At 72.8% G+C, this 24887-nt stretch carries 22 protein-coding genes; 13 read left to right on the top strand and 9 right to left on the bottom strand.

Features of this window, described 5'->3' with window-relative positions; all coding sequences use genetic code 11:
* Together AB0F10_RS31135 and AB0F10_RS31130 are read right to left on the bottom strand one after the other, a co-directional pair.
* Positions 1-810 (bottom strand): BTAD domain-containing putative transcriptional regulator (locus AB0F10_RS31135; protein ID WP_360632969.1); only part of this gene is annotated, 810 nt, incomplete at its 3' end.
* 55 nt (positions 811-865) lie between these two features.
* Positions 866-3166, bottom strand: a complete 2301-nt coding sequence (locus AB0F10_RS31130; RefSeq protein WP_360632966.1) for a BTAD domain-containing putative transcriptional regulator — start codon at positions 3164-3166, stop codon at positions 866-868.
* 366 nt (positions 3167-3532) lie between these two features.
* Between AB0F10_RS31130 and AB0F10_RS31125 the strand changes: the two genes are divergently transcribed.
* From AB0F10_RS31125 to AB0F10_RS31115, 3 genes are all read left to right on the top strand, one after another.
* A complete protein-coding gene (locus AB0F10_RS31125) occupies positions 3533-3856 on the top strand; it encodes a hypothetical protein (RefSeq protein WP_360632963.1) in 324 nt (107 codons plus the stop codon).
* 66 nt (positions 3857-3922) lie between these two features.
* Positions 3923-4546 (top strand): response regulator transcription factor, encoded by a 624-nt coding sequence (locus AB0F10_RS31120; RefSeq protein ID WP_360632960.1) that lies wholly within the window; start codon positions 3923-3925, stop codon positions 4544-4546.
* 53 nt (positions 4547-4599) lie between these two features.
* A complete protein-coding gene (locus AB0F10_RS31115) occupies positions 4600-5214 on the top strand; it encodes a TetR/AcrR family transcriptional regulator (protein ID WP_360632956.1) in 615 nt (204 codons plus the stop codon).
* On the opposite strand, the gene AB0F10_RS31110 is transcribed toward AB0F10_RS31115, so the two are convergent.
* From AB0F10_RS31110 to AB0F10_RS31100, 3 genes are read right to left on the bottom strand one after another with little or no spacing between them, the layout of a single operon-like run.
* Positions 5198-6241 (bottom strand): S66 peptidase family protein, encoded by a 1044-nt coding sequence (locus AB0F10_RS31110; RefSeq protein ID WP_360632953.1) that lies wholly within the window; start codon positions 6239-6241, stop codon positions 5198-5200. The two genes, AB0F10_RS31115 and AB0F10_RS31110, sit on opposite strands and share 17 nt — an antisense overlap.
* A gap of 41 nt (positions 6242-6282) precedes the next feature.
* Positions 6283-6657 carry a DUF4180 domain-containing protein gene (locus AB0F10_RS31105; RefSeq protein WP_360632950.1) on the bottom strand — a complete coding sequence of 125 codons (375 nt, stop codon included), beginning with the start codon at positions 6655-6657 and terminating at the stop codon, positions 6283-6285.
* Positions 6650-7102 (bottom strand): helix-turn-helix domain-containing protein, encoded by a 453-nt coding sequence (locus AB0F10_RS31100; protein WP_360632947.1) that lies wholly within the window; start codon positions 7100-7102, stop codon positions 6650-6652. The genes AB0F10_RS31105 and AB0F10_RS31100 overlap by 8 nt, the downstream gene beginning before the upstream one ends.
* Before the next feature lie 104 nt (positions 7103-7206).
* Between AB0F10_RS31100 and AB0F10_RS31095 the strand changes: the two genes are divergently transcribed.
* The 5 genes from AB0F10_RS31095 to AB0F10_RS31075 all read left to right on the top strand — a co-directional run bounded on the left by AB0F10_RS31095 (position 7207) and on the right by AB0F10_RS31075 (position 14000).
* Entirely contained in the window at positions 7207-7935 is a 729-nt protein-coding gene (locus AB0F10_RS31095; RefSeq protein WP_360632944.1) for a CPBP family intramembrane glutamic endopeptidase, read from the top strand.
* A gap of 19 nt (positions 7936-7954) precedes the next feature.
* Positions 7955-9664: an alpha/beta-hydrolase family protein gene (locus tag AB0F10_RS31090; protein ID WP_360632941.1), complete on the top strand. Its 1710-nt coding sequence runs from the start codon at positions 7955-7957 to the stop codon at positions 9662-9664.
* Positions 9665-9760: 96 nt separating this feature from the next.
* On the top strand, positions 9761-11062 hold the full coding sequence (locus tag AB0F10_RS31085; protein ID WP_360632938.1) for a sensor histidine kinase: 1302 nt from the start codon (positions 9761-9763) through the stop codon (positions 11060-11062).
* 28 nt (positions 11063-11090) lie between these two features.
* Entirely contained in the window at positions 11091-11735 is a 645-nt protein-coding gene (locus AB0F10_RS31080) for a response regulator transcription factor (protein WP_360632935.1), read from the top strand.
* A gap of 72 nt (positions 11736-11807) precedes the next feature.
* Positions 11808-14000 (top strand): MMPL family transporter, encoded by a 2193-nt coding sequence (locus AB0F10_RS31075; RefSeq protein ID WP_360632932.1) that lies wholly within the window; start codon positions 11808-11810, stop codon positions 13998-14000.
* Positions 14001-14133: 133 nt separating this feature from the next.
* Here the strand turns inward: AB0F10_RS31075 and AB0F10_RS31070 are convergent, their stop codons facing one another.
* On the bottom strand, positions 14134-14307 hold the full coding sequence (locus tag AB0F10_RS31070; protein WP_360632929.1) for a CsbD family protein: 174 nt from the start codon (positions 14305-14307) through the stop codon (positions 14134-14136).
* Between the two features lie 93 nt (positions 14308-14400).
* Positions 14401-16710: an EAL domain-containing protein gene (locus AB0F10_RS31065; RefSeq protein WP_360632926.1), complete on the bottom strand. Its 2310-nt coding sequence runs from the start codon at positions 16708-16710 to the stop codon at positions 14401-14403.
* A 103-nt stretch (positions 16711-16813) separates the two neighbouring features.
* On the opposite strand from AB0F10_RS31065, the gene AB0F10_RS31060 reads away from it, so the two are divergent.
* Complete coding sequence (locus AB0F10_RS31060) at positions 16814-17263, top strand: CrcB family protein (RefSeq protein WP_360632923.1); 450 nt, start codon at positions 16814-16816, stop codon at positions 17261-17263.
* Positions 17260-17619: a CrcB family protein gene (locus tag AB0F10_RS31055; protein WP_360632920.1), complete on the top strand. Its 360-nt coding sequence runs from the start codon at positions 17260-17262 to the stop codon at positions 17617-17619. The genes AB0F10_RS31060 and AB0F10_RS31055 overlap by 4 nt, the downstream gene beginning before the upstream one ends.
* A 7-nt stretch (positions 17620-17626) precedes the next feature.
* Here AB0F10_RS31055 and AB0F10_RS31050 read toward each other — a convergent pair whose 3' ends face one another.
* Entirely contained in the window at positions 17627-19876 is a 2250-nt protein-coding gene (locus AB0F10_RS31050) for an EAL domain-containing protein (protein WP_360632916.1), read from the bottom strand.
* A 215-nt stretch (positions 19877-20091) separates the two neighbouring features.
* Between AB0F10_RS31050 and AB0F10_RS31045 the strand changes: the two genes are divergently transcribed.
* On the top strand, positions 20092-21618 hold the full coding sequence (locus AB0F10_RS31045; protein ID WP_360632913.1) for an APC family permease: 1527 nt from the start codon (positions 20092-20094) through the stop codon (positions 21616-21618).
* Here AB0F10_RS31045 and AB0F10_RS31040 read toward each other — a convergent pair.
* Positions 21608-22102: a hypothetical protein gene (locus tag AB0F10_RS31040; RefSeq protein ID WP_360632910.1), complete on the bottom strand. Its 495-nt coding sequence runs from the start codon at positions 22100-22102 to the stop codon at positions 21608-21610. The genes AB0F10_RS31045 and AB0F10_RS31040 overlap by 11 nt on opposite strands.
* A 234-nt stretch (positions 22103-22336) precedes the next feature.
* Here AB0F10_RS31040 and AB0F10_RS31035 point away from each other — a divergent pair, with 234 nt between their 5' ends.
* Positions 22337-23932, top strand: a complete 1596-nt coding sequence (locus AB0F10_RS31035; protein ID WP_360632907.1) for an alpha/beta hydrolase — start codon at positions 22337-22339, stop codon at positions 23930-23932.
* A gap of 277 nt (positions 23933-24209) precedes the next feature.
* A complete protein-coding gene (locus AB0F10_RS31030) occupies positions 24210-24797 on the top strand; it encodes a TMEM165/GDT1 family protein (protein ID WP_360632904.1) in 588 nt (195 codons plus the stop codon).
* The last annotated feature ends 90 nt before the right edge of the window (positions 24798-24887 follow it).

Raw genomic sequence — 24887 nt, 5'->3', positions numbered from 1 at the left:
CGGGTCGACCGGCCGCGGGCCGAGGCCGGCGGCCGGCTCGACCGAGCCCGCCAGCACGCGCCGGTGCAGCTCGCGCAGGGCCGGGCCGGGCTCGACGCCGAGCTCGGCGACCAGGATGCGCCGGGCCGTGCGGAAGACCTCGAGCGCCTCGGCGTGCCGCCCGGCGCGGTGCAGGGCCAGCATCAGCAGCTCGTGCAGCGGCTCGTGCAGGGGGTGATCACGGGCCAGCCCGGCCAGCTCCGCCACCAGGCCGTCGTCGCCCAGCTCCATGACGATCCGGGCCCGCCGCTCGACCGCCGCCAGCCGGCGTTCCGCGAGGTGCGCCCGCTCCACCTCGAGCCGGTGTCCCGAGAGCCCGCCGTACGCCTCGCCGTGCCACAGCGCGAGCGCCTCGTCGAGCAGCGCCGCCGCGCCGGCCAGGTCGCCGGACCCGTGCAGCTCCGCGGCCCGCGCACACAGGGCGGCGAACCGGTCACTGTCCAGCGCCCCGGGGGAGAGCCGGAGCAGATAGCCGGACGGCCCGGAGGCCAGCAGCTCGCCGGCCCCGCGGTGGCTGCGGTCCGGATCGAAGCTGCGGCGCAGGCCGGAGATGTAGGTGTAGACGCTGCCGGTAGCGGTGGCCGGAGCCGAGGCGCCCCACACCGCCTCGATCAGCTCGTCGCGGCTCACCAGCCGGTTGGCGTTCGCCGTCAAGGCGGCGAAGAGCGCCCGCTGCCGTCCCGGTCCCAGGTTGAGCTCCCGCTCGCCGATCCAGGCCCGGACCGGCCCGAGCACCGAGATCCGGAGGCGGTCGTCGGAAGGGGGCGACACCTGTCCTCCGTTTCCGCGATTCGGGGATCCCATGCAGGTGGAGACCGTCCGGCCGTCAGCCGATAACGGAAATCGGGTCGGCGCGGCCGGCCGTCCGCCGCATCCGCGGCAGCCTGGGTTCGCCCGGCGGGTCCGGGCGCAGCCGGGTGAGCAACTCCCGGAACCGTTCGAGCCACGGCTCCGGGGCCCGGCGGTCGCTGAGCATGAGGCGTGCCACCTCGGCGGCGGCCGCGTGGTCGCCGCGACGGTCGTGGGTAGCGGCCACGATCCAGCGCATCTCCGCCTCCAAAGCGGGGTCGGCGGACCGGGCGGCCACCCAGAGCGCCTCGGCCACCGCGCCGCGGTCCTGCCCGTACAGCAGCCGGGCCAGCCAGGCGGTCAGCCGGAGGCGGGTGTCGTGGTCCAGGTTGGACTGCGCGCGGGCCCGCTGCAGCACCGCGATCGTCGGCCTCGGCGCGCACACCCAGAGCTGTTCGACGTGGTCGGCGAGCCACCTGCCGGCCCACGGGTCAAGCGGGACCGGCCCGGCCAGCAGCTGCGCGACCACCCGCTCCGGCGCGCCGCCCGCGGCGGCGACCTTCTCCGCGAACGAACGATGCAGCATGACGCGCAGGGCCGTCGGGGTGCCCTCGTGCAGGATGCGGGCGACGATCCGGTGCCGGAAAACCAGCAGGGGGCCGGCGCCGAGCACGCCCGCGGCGTGGGCCGGCGCCAGCACGCGGCGGATCTCGTCCGCCGGGCGGCCGGTCACCGCGGCCACCTCGGGCACCGTGCACTCGACGTGACCGCCGGCGTCGGCGCCGAGGAAGGCGACGGCCCGCAGGATCTGCCGGGTCTCCTCGGCGAACGGGCCGAGGTGGGCGGCGACCGCGGCCACCACGTCCGCGGGCAGCGGGTCGCCCGGCTCGCGCCCGGCCGTGGCCGAGAGCTGCCGCAGGTAGTAGGGGTTGCCGCCGGCGTCGGCGAGCAGCCGCCGCAGGACCCGCGGCTCGGGCGGCTCGGGAGCGGTCCGCCAGACCAGCGCGGCCGCCTCGGCCGGGGTCAGCCGGGACAGCACCACCTCGCCCGGGTGCACGGCCCGCAGCGGATCCAGCCGCCGGTCGTCGGCGGCCGGCCCGCCGGCGCTGACGAGCAGCAGCGGCAGCTCGCCGGTCAGCGCGTGCAGCGCCGTCCAGACCCGCAGCGTGGCGTCGTCCGCCAGCTCCAGGTCGTCGATGACGAGGATCAGCGGCCCACCGACGGCGGCGCGGCGGATCACCGCGACGGCCAGGTCGACGGTCCCCGGTGCGGTCGCCGCCGCGAGCAGTCGCCGGCCCAGCTCCCGGCCCTCGTCGCCGGCCACGGCGGACTCGACGCACTCGAGCAGCACCCCGAGCGGCACCCGCCGGGACAACTCGTCGCCGGCAGCCCAGCCGATCCGGCAGCCCGGCGGCGCCGCCTCGCGGAGCGCCGCGGCGAGCAGGGCCGACTTGCCCATGCCGGGCGTGCCCTTGAGCCAGACGCTGCCGCCGCGCCCCGCGGCCGCCTCGGCCACCGCGTCGCGGAGCAGGCGCGCCTCGGCGGCCCGGCCGACGAACACGGCGGCCGGGCTTTCACCGAGCACCCGGCTGTGCACGGCGCGCAGCGCCGCGCTGGGCTCGGTGCCGGTCTCGTCGCGCAGCAGGTCCCGCAGCCGGTCGTGCACCTCGAGGGCCTCGGCCCGGCGGCCGCCGGCATGCAGGGCAGCCATCAGCATGGCGTGCAGGTTCTCCTGCAACGGGTACGCCGCGACGAGCGCCCGCAGCGTGGTGATCGCCTCGTCGTGCCGGCCGAGCTCGACCAGGAGCGCGGCGCGTCGTTCCGCGGTGGCCAGCCGCAGCTCGGCGAGGCGCAGGCGCTGGGCCTCCGCGTGCCGGCCGGGGACGCCGGTCAGCGCGTCGCCGCGCCAGAGCGCCATGGCCGCCTCCAGCGCGGCCAGCTCGGCCGGGGTGTCGCCGCGGGCGCGGTGCCGGCGGCTGAGCTCCCGCAGCGACTCGAAGCGGTGCACGTCAACCGCCTCGTCCGGCACGTGCAGGCGGTAGCCGCCCGCGCCGGAGGTGAGCATCCGACCGGCGGACCAGCGGTCGCGGCCGGGCTCGAGGATCCGGCGCAGCGCGGAGACGTAGGTGTAGACGTTGCCGTTCGCGCTCGCCGGCGGGTCCTCGCCCCAGACCGCGGCGATGAGTTGCTCGCGGGAGACCGTGTGGCCCGCGTGCAGGGCGAGCACGCTGAGCACGGCCGTGCACCGGGCGGAGCCCAGCGCGACCTCGGCGCCGTCCCGCCAGGCGCACACGGTGCCGAGCAGGCGAAGGTCCAGGCCCTCGTGCTCTGCCGCCATCGCTGCCCCAACCTCGTCGTGGTGATCGCTCCCGCGTCGCGGCGGTGGAACGTGCGGGCTGCGCGCGCCGCCGGCCGACGTCCCCGTCAGGTGCCTCGCGGACGCGTCGTCCGGCTCCGAAGGGGGTGGCCGGTGGCGTCGCGCCGCGCGCGAACCACCATAGCGCCGCCACAACGCCTGCGTGCGTGGCGCTGGACAGATTTCGGGCCGCTGCGTCGCGGGCCGGGCCGCCGCCGGACCGCGACGCCGCGGGCAAAGTACGCCGGAGCCCGGGGCACCACCGCGCCCGCGCCCTTCCGTGCCCGCGGCGGGTCTGATGGACTCGCAGCCGTGCCGGGCGTTCGCCCGGCGCGTTGAGGAGGGTCGATGAGCGGGGACTTCGCCGGTGACCTCTTCCTGACCCTGGCGGCCGAGGGCCGCCTGGTGCTCGATCCGGTCAGCGCCGACGAGGTCGTCTCCGGGCTGGAACGCACGCTCGCCCTGGTCCGCTCCCGGCTCCGGATCATCCGCATCTGGGAGCAACTGCCGGTGCAGCGCCTGAACGAGCTGCCCGACGCGCTGCGGCAGGACGTCGTGGACGCGGTCTTCGTCGACCAGCTGACGCCGGGCCGCCTCGAGCGCGCCGTCATCGAGCTGCCGAAGTACATCGAGGCGCTGCGCAGCGCCGGGCGGCTGCCGCCGGTCCATTGAGCATGAAGATTTTGTGAAGAACGCTTCCGGAGACTGGCACGGCAGCAACGACAACCGGAGGCAGCCGTGGAACAGGTGCGAGTGGCCCTGCAGGCGTCGGACCCCCTCATCCAGGCGGGACTCGCCAGCTATCTTCAGGCGCGCCCGGAGCTGACGTTGCTGCGCGGCGCCGACCGCGCCCAGGCCCGGGTCCTCGTCGTCTCCGCCGAGCGGCTCAGCGCCGACGTCGTGGCCATGCTGCGCCGCTACGCGGCCGAGTCGGGCGCGCCGGTCGTGCTCATCACCAACGAGATCACCGAGACGGAGCTGCTCACCGCCGTCGAGTGCCGGGTGGTCGCGATCCTGCCCCGGCACGCGGTGACCGCCGACCGCCTGGCGCACAGCGTGCTCGCCGCGGCCGCCGGTGGCGGCGTCATGCCGCCCAACCTGGTCGGCGAGCTGCTCAAGCACATCGAGCGGCTGCAGCGCGACGTGCTCACTCCGCACGGGCTGAACACCTCGGGCCTGACGCCCCGCGAGATCGACGTGCTGCGGCTGATGGCGGACGGCCTGGACACCAGCGAGATCGCGGGCGAACTCAGCTACTCCGAGCGCACCGTGAAGAACGTGATCTACGGGGTCACCCACCGGCTGAAGCTGCGCAACCGTTCCCATGCGGTCGCGTACGCGTTGCGCTCCGGCATGATCTGAGGCCGCCTGTCGTTAGTGGGTCTCACCTAGCGTCAGGGCTGTAACGTTGCCGCATGACGGCAGGGGGGATCAGAGACCGGTTTCGCGCGCAGATGCGCCAGGAGGTCAAGGACGCGGCGCTGCGGCAGCTCGCGGAGGGCGGCCCGCAGGCGCTGTCCATCAACGCGATCGCCAAGGACCTCGGCGTCTCCGGCCCCGCGCTCTACCGCTACTTCGCCGGCCGCGACGCGCTGCTCACCGAGCTCATCCTGGACGCGTACGCCGACCTGACCGGCGCGGTCTCCGCGGCCCCGCGGCGGATGCCGGACCTGGCCGGCGCCTACCGGGCCTGGGCGATCGCCAACCCGCACCGCTACCGGCTGCTGTTCGGCGCGCCGCTGCCCGGCTACGACGCCCACGACGAGCGCCTGGTCGCCGCGGCGCGGGGCGCGATGGACGTGCTGTTCACCTTCGTCGGTCCCGGCCCGGAACCGGAGCCGCCGCTCGCCGAGGCGCTGCGCGCCTGGGCCGGCGGCGTCGACCCGGCGGTGGCGCTGCAGGCGGTCACGGCGTGGAGCCGGCTGCACGGCTTCGTCAGCCTGGAGATCGAGGGCAACTTCACCTCGATGGGGCTCGACCCCGGCCCCCTGTTCGCGGCCGAGGTCGAGGCGCTCAGTAGTGCCCGATGATCCGCTGCGCGGGCCCGTCGACGGTGATCCGCCCGCCGTACGGCAGGACCCACTGTGGGTCGGTGTGCCCGAAGTCCACCCCGAAGACGGCCATCGCCTCCGGGTTGTAGGCCGCCAGCGCCCGCAGCACGGCGGCGCGCTGCTCCTCCCGGTAGCGGGTCCGCTCCGCCACCGGCTTCGGGTTGGAGAAGACGGTGCCCTTGGCGGTACCGAACAGGATCGCCGGGAACTGCTCGAGCAGCCCGCGCTCGCCGAAGTTGCGCAGCATCCGGAACACCTCCGCGGCTGAGGGCATCTCCTCGGAGGTCTCCAGCAGCAGCACGCACCCGGCGTAGTCCTCGACCGGGCGGACCCAGCGCCCGGCGGCCAGCGTCCAGTGCAGGATCTCGAGACTGCCGCCCCAGGTCGGAGCGGAGACCACCCGGTCGGCCTGGTGCCACACCCGCCCGGGGCTGGGGTACGGGACGGGCGACCGGGTGAGCGACGCCGGATCCCGCCACGAGATCTCCTCGTCGCTGAACTCCTCGACGGCGCGGATCTCGAGGTCGCCGCCGGTGAAGAGCGCGGCGCGCAGCGACTCGGCGGCGATCGGCTGCACGCCGCCGCCGCGGGCGAGGTGCATCATCGTGGACATGCCGTGATAGCCGGCGACGCCGTGGGTCCAGAGCCAGTTCAGCAGGTTGGTGTTGTCCGAGAAGCCGAGGAACGGCTTGGGGTCGGCGAGGAACGGCTTCGGGTCGAGGTGCGGCAGCACGGTGATCTGGTCGTCGCCGCCGATCGTCGCGAGGACCGCCCGGATCGAGGGGTCGGCGTAGGCGGCCATGAGGTCCTCGGCGCGCGCCGCCGCGGGGGAATGCCGCCGGGTGGTGGGGAACTCGACGGGCTCCAGCTGGAAGTGCTCGCGCAGGCGAAGCAGGGACTGCTCGTGCAGGGCCGGGTAGTCGGCGGGTGCGGGGTAGGCCGGTGACACGACGGCCACCCGGTCGCCGGCGGACAGCTTGGGCGGGTCGGAGAACTCAGGACGCATTTGCATATCCTCCCGGCGCCGGTCCCGGAACCGCCACGCAGTTACCGCGGTGGTCCGGCGCCGAGGCGGGCGTCGAGGGCGGGCAGGTCGGGCAGGAACCAGATGTGCCGGCCCTGGTTCGACTCGAGGACCAGGGCCGACAGCGACGCGCTCGCCGCCAGCCGCTCGGAGATGTCCCCGACGATCGCGAGCCGGATCCGGTAGTTCACGAACTTCTGCATGACCTCGCCGGCCAGCCCGGTGCGTAGCTCGAAGAAGTCGTCGCTGAGCCGCGACGCGGGCAGGGCGACCACGTCGGAGCCGCCGAACGCCGCGCCGATGAGGTCGAGGGCGTCCTGCACCTCGGTGAGCACCGGGCCGTCCGCGGCGCAGATCAGCACCGGCACGCCGCTGCGGTCCCGAATCTGGTCACTCATCGTCGTTCTCCCCTTCGAACAGGCCGTTGCCGGAGTCGAGCAGGTCGCCGACCAGCCGCACGATGTCGGCGGTCTCCGCGGGACCGCCCAGAATCACGATCTTCAACCGGGAGCGGTCCTCGTCGTGGATCGTCTGGATGCGCAACGGCACCGGGGCGGGCCGGGGTGCCTGCGCGCCGGCGGTCAGCAGGGTGCTGAGCCGGCTCGCCGAGGCCGCGCCGATCCCGTCGATCTGCACGATGCTGGAGACCTCGACGTGCCGCCGCCCGGGTGCCGCCGCGGCGGGTTCGCCGGTCAGGGCCGCCAGGTCGGCCCGGGCTATCCGGTACTGCTTGCCGATCTTGACGGCCTTGAGCCGGCCGTCGCGGACGTAGTTGCGAACCGTCCGCACGTGCAGCCCGAGCAGCTCGGCCACCTGCTCGACCGAGTACAGGTTGCTCCCCATCGCTCCCTATCCTTCATTTTTCATGGAAGTATGCGTAATGAAGCTTACCGAGTCCATCCGCCACGGGTGAGGTGGCGGGCCGCGGCGGCCGTGATGATCGACACGTGACAGCCGAGCCGTGGATCCGCTGGGCGCCGACGTCGCGTGCCCTGGTCCTGACGGTCGGGCTCATGGCGACGGTCGCCGTCGTCGGGCGTTACGGGCCGCACGGGAGCATGCTCGTCGCCGGGCCGCTCGGTGCCCTGCTGCTCCTGCTCCTGGCCCGCTCCGCCGGGCTCGACGCCGACGACGTCGGCCTGGACCGCCGGACCTGGCGGCGCGGGGCGGCATACGCGCTGGTGTGCGTCGGGGCGGTCGCCGTCGTCTACGTGGTCGCCGCCGCGCTGCCCGCCACCCGGTCCGCATTCCTCGACGAGCGGTACCGCTCGGGCATGAGCGAGGCGATGCTGACCGCGTTCGTGGTGATCCCGCTCGGCACGATCCTGTTCGAGGAGGTCGCCTTCCGCGGGGTGCTGTGGGGGCTGGTGCGCAAGGGGTGGGGCACCACCACGGCGACGCTGGTGTCGTCCGCGCTCTTCGGCCTCTGGCACGTGCTGCCCTCGCTGCGGCTCAACCAGGTCAACCCGGCCGTCACCGGCCTGGTCGGTTCGGGCCCGGCGGGGCAGCTCCTGGCCGTCGCCGGTGCCGTGCTCTTCACCGGTACGTCCGGTTTGTTGTTCTGTGAGCTGCGCCGGCGCAGCGGCAGCCTGCTGGCCCCGATCGGCCTGCACTGGGCGGTCAACGGCCTCGGCGTACTGGTCACCGCCGGCATGGCGGGGTGGCACCGGTGGTGAAGATGGAGGGTGAGCGCAGATGACGACTACGACCTCACGGCCGCAGGCGCCCCCGGAGCCGGGGCAGCCACACGAGCCGCGGCGCGGCTGGTGGTGGCGGCTGGTGCACCGCTGGCACTACACCTTCGTCGGGGTGCTCGGCGCGGTGACCTGCTTCTGCCTGTCGCTGACACCGTCGCTGCTGCCGCGCGGGCCCGGATTGCAGGGCGTGGTCGGCGGCATCTCCGCGGCGATCGGCTACGGGCTCGGCGCGCTGGCTGTGTGGCTGGCCGGCAAGCTGATCAACCGGCCGATGCCCAGGCCCGGCCGGATGGCCTGGCGGATCCTCGGCGCGCTCAGCGCGGTCGCCGTGCTGATCTTCCTCTATCTCGGCGCCTCCTGGCAGCGGGACATCCACAAGATGATGGGCCTGGACGCGCCGGCGCGGCCGCGCTACCTCCTGGTCCTGCCGGTCGCCCTGCTCCTCGGTGCCGGGCTGGTCGGCCTGATGCGGCTGCTTCGCCACGCGGCCCGCGCCACCGGCCGGCTGCTCGGGCGGGTGATACCGGCGTCGACGGCCCGGGTGATCGCCGGGCTGGCGGTGATCCTGCTCGCGCTCGGCGTGCTCAACGGCGTGGTGCTCGACGGGTTCTTCGCCATCACCGACAACAGCTTCAAGGCGATCAACTCCGAGACCGAGCCGGACGTCTCGCAGCCGACCGATCCGCTGCGCTCCGGCGGCCCCGGTTCGCTGGTGACCTGGGCCTCGCTGGGCAAGCAGGGCCGCAACTTCGTCGGCGGCGGACCCACCGTCGACCAGCTGCGCGGCTTCGGCGGCGTCGGCGTCAAGCAGCCGATCCGGGTGTACGCCGGGCTGGACTCCGCGCCGACCTCGCGGGAGCGGGCCGCGCTCGCCGTTGCCGAGTTGCAGCGCACCGGCGCCTTCGACCGCAAGGTTCTCCTGGTGGTCACCACGACCGGCACGGGCTGGGTCGACTCCGGCGGCGTCGACCCGCTGGAATACATGTACAACGGCGACTCGGCCATGGTCGCCCTGCAGTACTCCTACCTGCCGAGCTGGTTGTCCTTCCTGGTCGACAAGGAGCGCGCCCGGGAGGCCGGCCGGGACCTGTTCAACGCCGTGTACGGGGCCTGGTCGAAACTGCCGCTGAGCCAGCGGCCGAAGCTGCTGCTGTTCGGCGAGAGCCTCGGCTCGTTCGGCGCGGAATCGGCGTTCAGCGGCGCCGACGACATCCGCAACCGGGTCGACGGAATGTTGCTCGTCGGCCCGCCCAACCGCAACGAGCTGTGGCGGGAGTTCGTCGCCGACCGCGACCCGGGCACCCCGGAGATCCTGCCCACCTACGAGAACGGCGCCACGATCCGCTTCGCCCGCGATCCGGCTACGGACCTGGCCCAGCCGGCGACGACGTGGTCGCCGCCGCGGGTCGTCTACCTGCAGCACCCCTCGGATCCGATCGTGTGGTGGGGGCCGCGGCTGGCGGTGAGCCGTCCCGACTGGCTGGAGGAGCCGCGGGGCGCCGACGTGTCGCCGGACATACACTGGTACCCGCTGGTGACGTTCTGGCTGGTCACGGCCGATATGGCGTTCTCAACCGGGGTGCCGGCCGGGCACGGGCACAGCTACGGCGCCGAGCCGGTGGCGGCCTGGGCGGCCATCGCCCCGCCGGACGGGTGGACGCCCCAGCGGACCGCCGACCTCACCAGCCTCATCTCCGAGGGCGGCTGACGGCGCCGGGTTGAGCCGGGGGTCGGGTTAACCCTACTGTCGACTGGGCGGACAGCGGGATCGGTTGGGAGGCCGCCGATGCCTAACGTCAACGACATGACTACCGCACCCGGCGAGCTCAGCCCCGGCCTGGTCCAGCGCCTCGGCCGCCAGCTCGGGCTGGACACCCTGTACATCCTGGTCGGCTTCCCGCTCGGCCTGATCACGATCGTGCTGTTCTCGACCGGCTTCTTCCTGGGAATCGGCACGCTGATCCTCTGGATCGGCGTGCCGATCCTGGTGGCCACGCTGATGATGGCGCGCGGCTTCGCGGTCATCGAGCGGGCCCGCCTCGGCTCGGTCTTCGGCTATCGGGTGCCGCCCGTGGTCTACAAGCGGGCCCGCCCCGGATCGAGCCAGGCGCGCCGGCTCTTCACGCCGCTCGTCGACGGCCAGTCGTGGCTCGACCTGGTGCACGGCATGTTCCGTTTCATCCCCAGCACGATCGCGTTCGCCTTCGCGATCACCTGGTGGGCGGGCGCGATCGGCGGCCTGACCTTCCCGCTCTGGGACTGGTCGATCCCGCGCGGCCCCGACAACCAGGACCTGCCGATGCTGCTCGGCCTGGGCGACGCCTACTCCACCCGGGTCGTCTTCCACATGGCGGTCGGCATCTTCTTCGCCGGCACCCTGTACCCGGTGATCCGCGGCATGGCGCTGCTCGAGGCGGCCTTCGCCCGGGGCACCCTCTGCGGGGTCAACCAGCTACGCGAGCAGGTCGCCGAGGCCCGGGCGGCCCGGGACATCGCCGAGGCGCAGAAGACCGCGGCCGTGTCCGCCGAGGCGACCGCGCTGCGGCGCCTCGAGCGGGACATCCACGACGGCCCGCAGCAGCGGCTCGTCCGGCTCGCCATGGACCTGAGCCGCGCCGAGCAGCAGTTCGCGACCGACCCCGAGGCGGCCCGGGCCACCGTCGCCGAGGCGCTCAGCCAGACCCGGGAGACCCTGGACGAGTTGCGGGCGCTCTCGCGCGGCATCGCCCCGCCGATCCTGGTCGACCGGGGGCTGCAGGCGGCGCTGACCGCGCTGGCCGGCCGGTGCACGATCCCGGTCGACCTGGACGCCCCGTCGACGGCCCGCCTCGACCCGGCCGTCGAGACGACCGCGTACTTCGTGGTGGCCGAGGCGCTCACCAACGTCGCCAAGCACAGCCACGCCGGCGAGGTGTGGGTCAGCGTCCGGCCGGACGCGACGGGCCTGCTGATCACCGTCGCCGACGACGGCATCGGGGGCGCCAGCCTGGCCAAGGGGCACGGCCTGGCCGGCCTGGCCGACCGGGTGCAGGCGGCCGGCGGCGTGATGAGCGTGACCAGCCCCGCCGGCGCCGGAACCACCATCACGGTGGCCCTGCCCCTGTAAGGAAAGCGCAGCGCATAGGCTCGTCGGCATGCGGGTGGTGATTGCCGACGATGCCGTGCTGTTGCGCGAGGGTCTGATCCGGCTGGTGGAAGAGAACGACTGCACCGTCGTCGCGGCCGTCGGCGACGGGCCGTCGCTCGTCGAGGCCATCACCGAGCATCGGCCCGATGTGTCCATCGTGGACGTCCGGATGCCGCCGTCGCACACCGACGAGGGGCTGCGCGCCGCCGTCGAGGCCAGGAGCCGGGTGCCGGGCAGCCCGGTGCTGGTGCTCTCGCAGTATGTCGAGGTGGAGTACGCCGACGACCTGCTCGCCGATCGCCTCGGTGCGGTCGGCTATCTGCTCAAGGACCGGGTCGCGGAGATCGCCGAGTTCATGGACGCGCTGCGCCGGGTGGCGGGCGGCGGCACCGTGCTCGATCCCGAGGTCGTCGGCCAGTTGCTGGTCCGCCGCCGCCGCGACGACCCGCTGCGCAATCTCACCCCCCGCGAGCGCGAGGTCCTCGGCCAGATGGCGGAGGGCCGCTCCAACACGGCAATCGCCCGCAAGATCGTGGTGACCGAGGGCGCGGTGGAGAAGCACGTCCGCAACATCTTCACCAAACTCGACCTCCCCCCGGACACCGAGCAGCACCGCCGCGTCCTGGCGGTGCTGGCCTACCTGCAGTCGTAGGGTTAGCCCTACCACCGAAGCGCCAGGTCACCGGATCGATAGTGGCGTGCGATCTCCCTAGCGTCAGTTGTCATGAAGCACAGGGAGAACGTCACCGGAATCGCGGCACGCGCCGCGCTGTGGAGTGCGCGGCATCGCACCGTGGCGATCCTCGGATGGATCGCCTTCGTCGTCGGCATCACCATCGCAAGTGGACAGATCGGCACGCTCGAGGCCTCGAACAGCGACCAGGGCCACGGCGAGTCGGGGCGGGCCGACCGGATCGTCGAACAGGCCGGCTTCCCGGTCCGCCCGGCCGGCGAGATGGTCCTCGTGCAGGGCGCGGACCGGGACCGGGCCGTCGCGGACGTCACCAGGACCCTTACCGGGCGGGCCGGGGTGGCCGGCGTCGCCGACCCGCTGGTGTCGCCGGACGGCGGTTCCACGCTCGTGCCGTTCACCATGAGCGGCGACCCGGAGACCGCCAAGGATCGGGTCCTGCCCCTGCTCGACGCCGTCGCCGAGGTGCGGGGGCGGCACCCGGGCCTGCTGATCGCGGAGGCCGGGGACGCCAGCGGCGACAAGCTCATCGGCGACTCGCTCGACGAGGGCCTCACCCGGCTGTCGATGCTCTCCATCCCGGTCTCGCTCGGCATCCTGCTCGTCGCGTTCGGGGCGGTCGTCGCCGCGGTGCTGCCGGTCGGGCTCGCCGTCACCGCCGTGGTCGCCGCGATCGGCTTGCTCGCGGGGGCGAGCCGCTTCGCGCCGACCGTCGACGCGACGATGCACGTGATGCTGCTGGTCGGCCTCGCGGTCGGCGTCGACTACTGCCTGTTCTACATCCGCCGGGAGCGTGACGAGCGCCGCAACGGCGCCGATCCGCATCGGGCGCTGGTCATCGCCGCGCAGACGTCCGGCCGGTCGATCTGGATCTCCGGCCTCACCGTCATCGTGGCCATGTCCGGCATGTTCTTCACCCAGGACGCCACCTTCACCAGCTTCGCGGTGGGCACGATCCTGGTGGTGGCCACCGCGGTGCTCGGCTCGCTGACCGTGCTGCCCGCGCTGCTCTCGGCGCTGGGCGACCGGGTCGACGCGCTCAAGATTCCGGGCCTGTACCGGCGGCGCAACGACGGCCGGGTCTGGAACGCGGTGCTGCGGGTCGTGCTGGCCCGGCCGCTGATCTCGACGATCCTCGCCGTCGGCGTGCTGGCCGTGCTCGCCGCGCCGATGCTCGACCTGCGGACCAAGGGCGAGAGCATCGAGGACGTGTCACCGAACTCGTCGATCGTGCAGACCTACGTGAAGATCAACGAGGCCTTCCCGAGCGAGACCGTGCCGGCCGAGGTGGTCGTCAAGGCCCCGACGGTGCGCGGCGCGCGGTTCGACGCGGCGCTGGCGGAGTTCCGCCGCGCGGCGGCGGCGAGCGGCCAGCTGCGCGAGCCGATCGACGTGCGGGTCAACCCGGCGGGGACGGTCGCGGTCGTCTCGGTCGGCCTGGCCGGCAACGGCAGCGACCCGGTGTCGGAGCGTGCCGTGCGGGCGTTGCGCGACAGCGTGGCGCCGGACGCCTTCGGCCGGGTGCCGGGCGCGACGGTTGCCGTCACCGGTGACACCGCCGGGAACATGGACTTCAACAAGCGGCTGAGCGATTCCCTGCCGTGGGTCTTCGGCTTCGTGCTGGGGCTGGCGTTCCTGCTCCTGCTGGTGTCGTTCCGCTCGGTGGTGGTCGCGATCACCGGCGTGGTGCTCAACCTGCTGTCGGTCGCGGCGGCCTACGGGATGCTGGTCTTCATCTTCCAGTACGGCCACTTCGAGTCGGTGCTTGACTTCAAGGCCGGCGGTGGCATCACCAACTGGATGCCGCTGTTCCTGTTCATCATCCTGTTCGGACTCTCGATGGACTACCACGTCTTCGTGCTGAGCCGGATCCGCGAGGGCCACGACCGGGGCCTGCCGACCAGGCTGGCGGTGTCACGGGGCATCGGCAGCACGGCCGGCGTGATCACCAGCGCCGCGCTGGTGATGGTGGCGGTCTTCGCCCTCTTCGCGACGCTCCCGCTGATCTCCACCAAGGAGCTGGGCGTCGGCCTGGCGGCGGCGGTCCTGCTGGACGCGACGATCATCCGGGCGGTGCTGCTGCCCGCGGTGATGGCCCTGCTGGGCGAGAAGAACTGGTGGCTTCCCCGCTGGCTCGGCTGGCTGCCGGAGGTCGCACACGAGCCGCCCCCGGCGGTCGAGCCGGCGACCCGGAACGACGAGCGGGAACTCGTCCCGACGGCCTGACGGACAGGCAAAGGGCGGCCGCGTCAGTGGCCGCCCTTTGCCCCACCTCCGGCCCGGCAGCCCCGGCCACGGCCTCGCGTCGTTGAGAGGCCGGGCTGGGTGCCACGGAACCTGGGTGTGCCCGTACGGGAAATCAGCTCTTGAAGGCGTCCTTGATGTTCTCGCCGGCCTGCTTGAGCTTGGAGCTGCTCTGGTCGGCCTTGCCCTCGGCCTCGAGTCGCTCGTCGTCGGTCGCCTTGCCGACGCCCTCCTTGACCTTGCCGGTCAGCTCCTCGGACTTGTTTTCGATCTTGTCATCGGTAGCCATGGGGGACCTCCAGGTGAAGTGACCTACTCCTGAACGGTTACCCGCCGCGCCGACCGCCAACCCTTGATGCCGGAAAATGTTGTCCGGTGGCAATCAAGCGGCCTGCCAGGCCGGGGCGGGCATCAGCGAGCGGTTCGCCCGCAGCAGCTCACCGAACCGCTCGGCCGGCATCGGCCGGGCGAAGTAGTAGCCCTGCGCGGCGATGTAGCCCAGCGCCAGCAACTGCTCGGCCTGCTCGGCCGTCTCGACGCCCTCCGCGACCGGGTGCAGGCCCAGCGCCTGTGCCAGGTGGATCACCGCGGCGGACACCGGGGGGCGGCCGTCGACGTGCGCCTGGGTGAACGAGCGGTCCAGCTTGATCTCGTCGATCGGGCACTCGTGCAGCAGCGTCAGGGTCGAGTGGCCGGTGCCGAAGTCGTCAAGCGACACCCGTACGCCCAGCGTCCGCAGCCGGTGCAGGTTGGTGATCGACTGGCCCGGTTCCAGGGCCATCGTCTCGGTGATCTCCAGGACCACGCGGTCCGCGGCCAGGCCGAACTCGGAGAGCAGCTCCGCCACGCCGTCCGGGAATCCGGGCTCGCGCAGGTCCCGCGCCGACACGTTGACGTTCAGCACGCCCGGCAGCGCGTCGCCGTGCTCGGCGATCCAGCTCGCGAGCTGGGCGAACGCCGTGCGCATCACCCACTGCCCCAGCGGGACGATCAGGCCGGTGCGCTCGGCGACCGGGATGAACGCGTCCGGCGCGCACGTGCCGTGCACCGGGTGCGCCCAGCGGACCAGCGCCTCCGAGCCCATGATCCGGCCGTCGTCCAGCGAGACGATCGGCTGGTAGAGCAGGAAGAGCTGGCCGCCGGTGATCGCCTCGCGCAGTTCCGCGCCGAGGTGTGCGTGCTCGGTGCCGTTCGCCGCCATGCTGGCGGTGTAGTGCAGGCATGCCGTGCCGGGCACGTTCTTGGCCGCGTACATCGCGATGTCGGCGTGCCGCAGCAGCACCGAGGACTCGTCGCCGCTGCGGCCGTCGGCGATGCCGATGCTGGCGCGGATCGGCAGTTCGTGGCCGTCGGCGTAGACGGGCTGGCGCAGCGCGTTCACCATCCGCTCGGCGGCCTGGTCCGCGGACGCCGGGTCGGCGTCGTCCAGGACCACGACGAACTCGTCGCCGCCGAGGCGGGCGATGGTGTCACCGGCCCGTACGCAGCCCGCGAGGCGCTGCGCCACGCCGACCAGCAGCAGGTCGCCGACCTCGTGCCCGAGGGTGTCGTTGACCTCCTTGAAGTCGTCCAGGTCGATGAGCGCCACCGCCACCGGCCGGTCTCCCGGCGCGGTCAGGGCCTGCTGGAGCCGGGCGTGGAACAGCACCCGGTTCGGCAACTGGGTCAGCGCGTCGTGCTTGGCGCCGTGGTCGAGGCGTTCGAGCAGCCGGCTGTTGTCGTGGAACGCGGTGAGCTGGCGCAGCACCACGAGCGCCGTGATCATCACGGCGGCCCCGACGATGACGATCCCCTCGGTGCCGCGGCCCATCGAGTCGGCGACCAGCAGGGCGTCGACGGCGGCGACGGCCGCGTACGGGAGCAGGCTGAACGAGCGGTGCCGCGGCGCGGCGGCGGCACCGCGGCGCGGGCCGACCCGGGTGCCGCGCTGGTATACCGCCGCGCAGGTGGCCAGGAGGTAGACGATCGGCGTGCTGACCAGGTCGGGGAAGAGGTACGGGTCGACCACCTCGAACGGCGCGCGGAACATCGGGCCGACCGAGCCGACGAGCATGGCCAGCGCGATCAGCCGCAGCGCGCGCTTGTCGACGAGCAGGTGGCTGGAGAACACGAACCGGGACGCCGCGAAGACGGCGAGCAGGGCGATGACGGCCACGAAGAGGGACACGTAGACGGCGGTGCGGTTGCCGCTGCTCAGCGCGGACCGGGTCGCGTAGTGCCAGACGAAGACCGCCGTGGCCAGCATGAGGGTGCCGGCGTCGAGCACGACGCGGAGCAACTCGCCCGAGCTCTGCCGGCTCAGCGGCAGCCGGTACAGGGCGTAGACGATGAACAGCACCGCGGCGGCGCAGCAGGCCAGCATGACCCTTCCGGTCTGCGGGCCGTGCGGGTCGGCGGCGGTCAGCACGTTGACGGTCTTGACCGAGGTGCCGACGCTGACGCAGGCGACGGCGTAGGTCAGGTGGCGCCAGAACCGCCTGGTCGGCTCGGGCAGCGACGCGGTGCGGGAGGTGCGCAGGAAGGCCAGGAAGACGACGATCGCGCCGGCCGTCGACGGCAGCCAGAGGAGCAGCTTCGGCCCGAACGGGTGCAGATAATCGGCGAGCACGAGCAGCAGGGACACGAGCGCGAGTGCGCCCGACACCCGCAGCAGCCGGTCGCGGCGCGCGGGAGGCGTCTCAGACGCGCCCATGTCTCAACTCCTTCTGCCGGTTCTGTACCGCATTGATCGGTCGCCGGGCGTCCGGCGTGAGAATTTGCGTGTCACCTCATCCGGGAGGCCTTAGCGTTGGCGCGTGGCCGATGATCCGGAACCGTTGGACCCGGACGTCGACCTGAGCACCCCGGCCGGCCGCGCCGAGCTGGACCCGAGCGCGCTGCCGGTGCTGGCGGCGATCTCCGCCGGCGGCGCCCTGGGCGCCCTGGCCCGCTACGGCATCGGCGTGGCCTGGCCGCACGACCCGCGCGCGTTCGCCTGGTCCACCTGGATGATCAACATGACCGGCTGCCTGCTGATCGGCGTCCTCATGGTGTTCGTCACCCGGGTGTGGCCGCGGCGGCGGCTGATCCGCCCGTTCTGGGGCGTGGGGGTGCTCGGCGGCTACACCACCTTCTCGGCCGCCTCCGTCGACGCCGTCCGGGCCGCGCCGGGCACGGGCCTGCTCTACCTGGCGGCGACGCTGATCGGCGCGCTGCTCGCGGTCTGGGCCGGCACGGCGGCGGGCGAGGCGGTGGTGCGGCGGTGACCCTGCTGCTGGTGGCCCTGGGTGCGGCGGCCGGCGCCCCGCTGCGCTACCTGGCCGACCGGGCGATTCAGGCGCGGTACGGCTCGGTGTTCCCCTGGGGCACGTTGACGGTCAACGTGGCGGGTTCGCTGCTGCTCGGCCTGCTCGCCGGGCTGCCCGTCGCGCCGTGGCTCGCGAGCCTGCTGGGCGCCGGCTTCTGCGGCGCCCTGACGACGTACTCGACGTTCAGCTACGAGGTGCTGCACCTGGGCCGGGCGGGCGAGCGCTCGACGGCCGCCGGGTACGCGATCGGCAGCGTCCTGGCCGGGATCGCCGCCGCCGGTGCCGGCATCCTGATCGCGCGCGCGGTCACCTGAACCGGCGTCAGTTGTCGGGGAACAGCAGTTCGCCGAGGGCCTTGTCGTTGAGGGGTTCGGCGAAGTAGTAGCCCTGCCCCAGCTCGCAGTTGCCGTCGGTCAGCTCGCTGAGCTGCTCGGCGTACTCGATGCCCTCCGCGATCGTCGACAGGTTCAGCGCCTGGCCGAGCTGGATGATGCCCAGCGTCAGCGCGGCGGCCTCCGGCACGTCGCCGACGTCGTCGACGAACGACTTGTCGATCTTGATGATGTCGACCGGGAAGCGGCGCAGGTACGCCAGGCTCGAGTAACCCGTGCCGAAGTCGTCGATCGCCAGCCGCACGCCCAGGCTCTTGATCTGTTCGAGCTGATGCAGCGTCGAGGGCCGGTGGTCCACCAGCAGGGACTCCGTCAGCTCGATCACCAGGCAGGTGGCCGGCAGGCCGCTGTTGGCCAGCGCCGACTCCACCACCTGCGGCAGGTCCGTCTGGTCCAGCTGCACCGCCGAGATGTTGACGCTCACCGACAGCGGCCGCTTGCCGTCGCGCCTGGTGTTCCAGACCGCCGTCTGGCGGCAGGCCTCGCGCAGCACCCACTCGCCGATCGGGATGATCATGCTGGTCTCTTCGGCCATCGGGATGAAGTCCAGCGGCGGGATGAGGCCGCGCTCCGGGTGCTGCCAGCGGACCAGCGCCTCCAGGCCGGTGATCTCGCCGGTCTTCAGGTGCACGATCGGCTGGTAGCGCAGCTCGAACTCGTGCCGGACCACCGCCCGGCGCAGGTCGGCCTCCATCTGCAGGCTCGCCTGGAAGGCGGCCTGCAGGGCCGGCTCGAAGATCTCGTAGCGGTCCTTGCCGTGCTTCTTCGCCTGGTACATCGCCAGGTCCGCGGCGACCATCAGCTCCTGGGCCTCGCGCCCGCCGGCCGTCGTGTACGCGATGCCGAGGCTGCAGCTGACGAACGTCTCCTTGCCGTTGAGGTCGAACGGCTCGCGTATCGCCTCCAGGATCCGGCCCGCCAGCGCGGAGGCATCCTCCACCCCGGTCGCCAGCGGCAGCAGCACCGCGAACTCGTCGCCGCCGAGGCGCGCCGCCGTGTCGGCGTCGCGCAGGCAGGACTTGATGCGCTCGGCGACCTGGATCAGCAGCTGGTCGCCCGCCCCGTGGCCGAGCGAGTCGTTGACCACCTTGAAACGGTCCAGGTCGACGAAGAGCATCGCGACGCCGAGCTTCTCCTGCTCCGCGGCCGCGAAGGCCCGTTCGAGCCGGGCCTGGAACAGGGCCCGGCTGGCCAGGCCGGTCAGCGAGTCGTGGAACGCCTGGTTCATCGCCTCGAGGGTCCGCGCGTCGGTCAGCGCCAGGCTGACGTGCTCGGCGAAGGCGCGGAGCACGTCCTGGGACGGCTTGTCCCATTCGCGCGGGGCCGCGTAGGTGCCGACCGTCAGGCAGCCGACGACGTCGCCGTTCTCGTGCACGGGTACGGCCATCACGGCCTTCATGCTGGCGCGGACGACCTCCGGGATGGCGATCGGCGAGCTCGCGTAGTCCTCCACCATGACCAGCTCGTCGCCGAGCACCGAGAGGCCCGCGACGCCGGCCGACCGCAGCGGCACGCGGTTCATCTTGGGCAGGATGTCGGGGGGAAAGCCCACGCTGGAGACCATGCTGCCGACCGACGGGTCGTCGCGCTCCAGCAGGCTCAGCGACGCGTTCTCCAGGCAGAGCAGTTCGGCGGCGCTGGAGGTGATGGCGTCCAGGATCTGCTGCAGCGGCGCGCGGCGGGCGATCAGCCGCTGGATCCGGGTGAGGTGCTCGAAGAGCCGCTGCCGCTCCTGCAGCGAGTCGACCAGGCGGCCGTTCTCCTGCGCCTGGCGGCGCTCGCTCTCGATGACGTTCAGGGCCCGCAGGCTCAGCTCGAGGACGCGGGCCATGCCGCGCAGCAGGCAGACCTCCTCGTCGGCGAAGTCGCGGCCGGCGCGGCCGAGGACCAGCACGCCGGGCGTCTCGCCGCCGATCGGGGCGCCGGTGACCGCGTACGCGGTGCCGGCGAGCGTCATCGTGCCGCGGCGCCCGGCGCCGACCTCGATCAGCGTCGCGGGCTGCGCCTCCTCGGCGAGCACGCCGATGGTGGCGACCACGAGGCCGTCGATGACCAGCACGGCGATCTCTGCGTCGAGAGCGCGCGCCGCGCATTCCACTGCCGCGAACTGCGCGGCCGGCCCGTCCGGCCGGTCGGCGACCACGGAGAGGAACTCCGTCAGTTGCCGTGTTGCGAGCATGCCCATGACCCCGTTTGTCGGTCGGCCGGGGCCGGAGCTGAGGCCTTTGCCGCGACGGTCGCTGTGAAGAAGGTTTGCCGTCCGGTCGGCGGCCGGGGGCGTCGTCCGGGTGGCGGGGGGTCCGCACCGCAAAGGACGATGTCGGGCGCCGTTCGTGCCATTCTCTTCACGTTCAGTTAGTAACCGATCACCGGTGGTTGTCAAACGACCGCCGGATGGGCGTCAATGAAGCGGTGCCCCCGCCTTACACCCTGGCCGCCGGGCGCCTCGGCGGCGTGTCCATCGTGTTCCTGGCCGTTGCCGCCGTCACCCCGCTGTCCGTGGTCGCGACGGCCGTCCCCGGCGCCTACGCGGGCGCCGGCCCGGTCGCGCTGCCGCTGCTCTTCCTCGGCCTGGGGCTGCTCCTGCTGGTCTTCGCGGCCGGCTACCTCGCGATGTCCCGGCGGATGCCGCACGCCGGCGCGCTGTACTGCCTCGTCGCCCGGGGGCTGGGCCGCCCGCTCGGGATCGGCGCCGCCTGGCTCGCCCTGCTCGCCTACGCCGCCCTGCAGGTCAGCCTGTACGCCGTCGCCGGCGCGGCCGCCGGGCCGGCGCTCGCCGTGCCGTGGTGGGTGGTGGCGCTCGGCTGCTGGGCGGTGGTCGCGATCTGCGGCCTGCTGCCGCTGGCGGTGACCGCCTGGCTGCTCGCCGCCCTGGTGCCGGCCGGGGTCGCGGTGATCCTGGGCTACAGCGTCGCCGACCTCCTGCAACCCGCCGGCGGCAGCCTCACCTGGGAGACCCTGTCGCCGGCGAACCTGTCGGGGCTGCCGCGTCCCGCGCTCGGCATCCTCCTGGTCCTGGTCGCGCTGGCCTTCGCCGGCTTCGAGACCACCGCCGCGTACGCCGAGGAGGCGCACCGCCCGCGCCGGTCGATCACCCGGGCCACCTACCTGTCGATCGCGGCGCTCGCGGTCCTCTTCGCGGCGGCGAGCTGGGCGATGAGCGTGGCCACCGGGCCGGGCCGGATCGCGGCCGAGGCCGGGGCGCGCGGGCCGGACCTGATGTTCGACCTGGCCGCCGGCCGGCTCGCGCCCTGGGCGGCGACGCTCGGCCGGGTGGTGCTGGTGGCCGGCCTGCTCGCGGCGATGATCGCCCTGCACCAGACGACCGCCCGCTATCTGTTCGCCCTGGGCCGCGAGCGGGTGCTGCCGCCCGGGCTGGGCCGCACCGGCCGGCGCACCTCGGCTCCGGGTGCCGCCTCGCTGACCCAGACCGTCGTCGTGGGCCTGGTGATCGGTGCGGGAGCGCTCGCGGATGCGGACCCGGACTCGGCGGCCCGCCTGCTCGGCGTCGCCGGCGGCCTGGGCATCCTGCTGCTCCTGCTCGGCGCCTCGCTGGCGGCGCTGATGTTCCTCAACCGCCACCCGAACGGCGAGGGGGTGTGGAGCCGCCTGCTGGCGCCGGGGTTGTCGACCGTGGCGCTGGGCGCGCTCGGATATCTCGCCTTCGACGACCTGCCGGCGCTGCTGGGTGTGCCGGACGGATCGGTGCTGCCCGCGGTGGCCGCCGGCGCGGTGCTGCTCGGGGTCGTCTACGGCCTGGCGCTGCGCAGCGCGTCGCCGGTGACCTACGCGAGCATCGGGCTGGGCGGCGCCGCGGTCGTGGTGACGCCGTCGCTGCCGATGGTGCGCACGGTGCCCCGCCAGCGTCAGCCCGGCGCGCACCGGCCCGAGCGGGTGAACCGCGAGGAGCTCACCGGATAGGCGGCGCCTCGTCGCCGAAGAACTCCTCGATCTGGATGAGCGTCAGGTAGCCCTGCTGCTCGACCTCGCCGGTCTCGGCCGGCGGCGCCTTGCGGGTCACCGCGAACTCGCGGGCCTGGTCCGGCAGGTCGGGCAGCGGTGGCGTCGGCGGCAGCGGCCCCAGGCCGATCGCCTGGCGGATCACCTCGAACATGCCTGTCACCTCGTGCACCGCGAGCGGGAACAACTCCGCCGGGCGCCGCACGCCGTCCTCCGGGGCGGCGCAGGTGAAGTTCGCCCGGACCCGGCCGCGTACCTCGCGGATGTCGGCGCTCGGCCGCAGGTGGTCGACGTGGCCCTCGGCGACTATCCCGAGCTCGCATTCCCGCAGGCCCGACCGGTGCCACCAGCCCTGCCAGGCCGGGTCGCCGTCCAGGGCCAGCACGACGTGTTGCAGGGCGACCATGTACTCCTGTGGCGAGCGGTCGTCCACGGTGGTCCCCATGAGCGGGTGCAGCCAGCATGGCTCTCGACCCCGGAAGTCCATCACCACATCGTTACATTTCGGGCATTGTGGTGCGGGCATTGCCGCCAGCGCGTACGGGTGGTCGTTGTGCGGCCCGGGCGCCGGTCCGAGTCCGGTCTGTCGCCTCTTTCGTGGTAACTCCCGGGCGTGGACGGCTGTTGAACGGTGGTCCGCACCGGAGCATATGGGGCGAATACTGACGAAGGGCTGGGCATGAGAACACTTCTGGCGACTGCCGCCACGATCGCGCTGGCGGTGTCCGGCGGGACCGCCGCGTACGGAGCCGAGGCCGTGCCCGCGCGCGGCCAGCCCGGATACCCCACGATCGCCTGGGGCGAATGTACGGACGCGGGACTGCAGTCCCGCAAGGCCGAGTGCGGCTTCCTGACCGTCCCGCTGGACTACTCGTCCCCGACGGGAAAGACGATCAAGCTGGCCGTCTCGCGCATCAAGCACACGGTGCCGGACGGCAAGTACCAGGGCGTCATGCTGATCAACCCAGGCGGCCCCGGCGCGTCCGGGCTGAACCTGTCGGCGCTCGGCGAGAACGTGCCGAACGGCGGCGGTGCCGGGTACGACTGGATCGGCTTCGATCCCCGCGGGGTGGGCTCCAGCCGGCCGAAGCTCACCTGCGACAGCAAGTACCAGGGCTACAACCGGCCGGCCTACGTGCCGAGCACGCCGGCGCTGGAGCAGGTCTGGCTCAAGCGGTCCCGGGACTACGCCGCGGCCTGCGCCAGGAACGGCGGCGCGCTCCTCGACAACCTGCGCACCGTCGACACCGTGCGGGACATGGAGCGCCTGCGCGCCGCGCTCGGCGCCGAGCAGATCAGCTTCTACGGCTACTCGTACGGGACCTACATCGGCCAGGTGTACGCGACGCTGCACCCCGACCGGGTCCGCCGGATGGTCCTCGACGGCGTCGTGAACCCGGACCGGGTCTGGTACGACTCCAACCTCGACCAGGACCGGGCCTTCGACCGCAACATCAAGATCTACTTCGGGTGGCTCGCCGAGCACGACAAGCAGTACCACCTCGGCAGGACCGGCGCGACTGTCGAGAAGCTCTTCTACGCCGAGCAGGCGAAGATGGCGAGGAAGCCCGCCGGCGGGGTCATCGGCCCGGACGAGCTGACTGACGTGTTCCTGCAGGCCGGCTACTACGTCTTCGGCTGGGACTCGGTGGCGACGGCGTTCTCCAGCTGGGTCAACGGCTCCGATCCGGCGCCGCTGCGCAAGCTCTTCGACGCGAGCAACTCGCAGGAGAAGGGCGCCGACAACGGGTACGCGGTCTACCTCGGGGTGCAGTGCACCGACACCCGGTGGCCGATGTCGTGGGAGAAGTGGCGCACGGACAACTGGCGGGTGCACAAGGCCGCGCCGTTCGAGACCTGGGGCAACGCCTGGTACAACGCGCCGTGCCTGACCTGGGCCGGCAAGGCCGGCACGCCGGTGCGGGTCGAGGGCACGAAGGTTCCGCCGATCCTGCTGATCAGCGAGACCCTGGACGCGGCGACCCCGTTCTCGGGCGCGCTCGAGGTTCGCAAGCGCTTCCCCCGCTCGGCCCTGATCGAGGGCGTCGGCGGCACGACACACGCCGGCTCGCTCTTCGGCAACGCCTGCGTGGACAACGTGATCGCCGACTACCTGGCGTCGGGCGAGTTGCCGAGGCGCGTGAAGGCGAACCGCGCGGACAAGCGCTGCAAGCCGCTGTCGCCGCCGGACCCGTCGGCGGCCAAGGCGAAGCGCGCGGAGAACGGCGCGAGCCTCAGCCGCCTCGAGCTGCAGAAGCTGATCGCCGCGCACTGAGGCGGAGAAGCCGGCGCGCCCGCGGGTGCGCCGGCTTTTCGCTGTCGCGAGGCTCACAGCCCACCCGCGACGACTGGAGTTCCGGGGCCGGTAGGCTTCGTGGTGCGAAGGGGAGTAGCTCCCAATGTCGTGGTCGACATACTGGCTCTGCGGTTCGAGAGCCCGGCCACGCGGCCCTGATCCTGGGGCGAGCGAGACCTTCGACTTGGCCGTTTACCTGGCCGGGTCGAGGTCGCCCTGCGCCCAAACCCCGGTCTGACCAGCACCGGGAGTTCTCATGGATGCCATCCTCGCCGCCACCGCGCTCAGCTTCGCGGTCATCTTCGTGGCGGAGCTCGGCGACAAGTCTCAGCTCATGGCGCTCACCTTCGCCACCCGCTTCAAAACCGTGCCGGTGCTGATCGGCATCACGATCGCCACCGCGCTCGTGCACGCCGTCTCCGTCGGCATCGGCTACGGCCTCGGCGCCGCGCTGCCCACCGGCTGGATCTCGCTGGTGGCGGGCCTCGCCTTCCTCGGCTTCGGCGCCTGGACGCTGCGCGGCGACCGGCTCACCGACGAGGAGAAGAACAAGGCCGAACGCTCGAACGGCTCGGCGATCCTCGCGGTCGGCGGCGCGTTCTTCCTGGCCGAGCTGGGCGACAAGACCATGCTCGCGACGATCACGCTGGCCACCCAGCACGGCTGGTTCGGCACCTGGCTCGGCTCGACGCTCGGCATGGTCGCCGCCGACGCCCTCGCCATCCTCGTCGGCCGCATGCTCGGCCGGCACCTGCCGGAGAAGGCTATTCGGTACGGCGCCGCCGCGCTCTTCGTTATGTTCGGCGTCTGGCTGCTCGTGGAAGCCGTCATCGAGCTCAACTAAGCGCGTAGGCAGAAGTTCGGTACGTAACTGGTGACGGGCTGTCCGCGAACATGCTCAGCGAGAGGGACATACCAACGTAAAGACCCCGCC

It is taken from the genome of Actinoplanes sp. NPDC026623, from assembly GCF_040638275.1.
GTDB lineage: Bacteria > Actinomycetota > Actinomycetes > Mycobacteriales > Micromonosporaceae > Actinoplanes.
This window is presented reverse-complemented; position numbering and strand designations above follow the sequence as displayed.

Excerpts from the sequence above, each read along its gene's own strand:
- AB0F10_RS31040 (WP_360632910.1), bottom strand. The coding sequence starts at position 22,102 with ATGGGGACCACCGTGGACGACCGCTCGCCACAGGAGTACATGGTCGCC.
- AB0F10_RS31115 (WP_360632956.1), top strand. The coding sequence starts at position 4,600 with ATGACGGCAGGGGGGATCAGAGACCGGTTTCGCGCGCAGATGCGCCAG.
- AB0F10_RS31070 (WP_360632929.1), bottom strand. The coding sequence starts at position 14,307 with ATGGCTACCGATGACAAGATCGAAAACAAGTCCGAGGAGCTGACCGGC.
- AB0F10_RS31030 (WP_360632904.1), top strand. The coding sequence starts at position 24,210 with ATGGATGCCATCCTCGCCGCCACCGCGCTCAGCTTCGCGGTCATCTTC.
- AB0F10_RS31090 (WP_360632941.1), top strand. The coding sequence starts at position 7,955 with ATGACGACTACGACCTCACGGCCGCAGGCGCCCCCGGAGCCGGGGCAG.
- AB0F10_RS31035 (WP_360632907.1), top strand. The coding sequence starts at position 22,337 with ATGAGAACACTTCTGGCGACTGCCGCCACGATCGCGCTGGCGGTGTCC.
- AB0F10_RS31050 (WP_360632916.1), bottom strand. The coding sequence starts at position 19,876 with ATGCTCGCAACACGGCAACTGACGGAGTTCCTCTCCGTGGTCGCCGAC.
- AB0F10_RS31080 (WP_360632935.1), top strand. The coding sequence starts at position 11,091 with ATGCGGGTGGTGATTGCCGACGATGCCGTGCTGTTGCGCGAGGGTCTG.
- AB0F10_RS31105 (WP_360632950.1), bottom strand. The coding sequence starts at position 6,657 with ATGAGTGACCAGATTCGGGACCGCAGCGGCGTGCCGGTGCTGATCTGC.
- AB0F10_RS31125 (WP_360632963.1), top strand. The coding sequence starts at position 3,533 with ATGAGCGGGGACTTCGCCGGTGACCTCTTCCTGACCCTGGCGGCCGAG.
- AB0F10_RS31085 (WP_360632938.1), top strand. The coding sequence starts at position 9,761 with ATGACTACCGCACCCGGCGAGCTCAGCCCCGGCCTGGTCCAGCGCCTC.
- AB0F10_RS31100 (WP_360632947.1), bottom strand. The coding sequence starts at position 7,102 with ATGGGGAGCAACCTGTACTCGGTCGAGCAGGTGGCCGAGCTGCTCGGG.
- AB0F10_RS31130 (WP_360632966.1), bottom strand. The coding sequence starts at position 3,166 with ATGGCGGCAGAGCACGAGGGCCTGGACCTTCGCCTGCTCGGCACCGTG.
- AB0F10_RS31045 (WP_360632913.1), top strand. The coding sequence starts at position 20,092 with ATGGGCGTCAATGAAGCGGTGCCCCCGCCTTACACCCTGGCCGCCGGG.
- AB0F10_RS31075 (WP_360632932.1), top strand. The coding sequence starts at position 11,808 with ATGAAGCACAGGGAGAACGTCACCGGAATCGCGGCACGCGCCGCGCTG.
- AB0F10_RS31065 (WP_360632926.1), bottom strand. The coding sequence starts at position 16,710 with ATGGGCGCGTCTGAGACGCCTCCCGCGCGCCGCGACCGGCTGCTGCGG.
- AB0F10_RS31110 (WP_360632953.1), bottom strand. The coding sequence starts at position 6,241 with ATGCGTCCTGAGTTCTCCGACCCGCCCAAGCTGTCCGCCGGCGACCGG.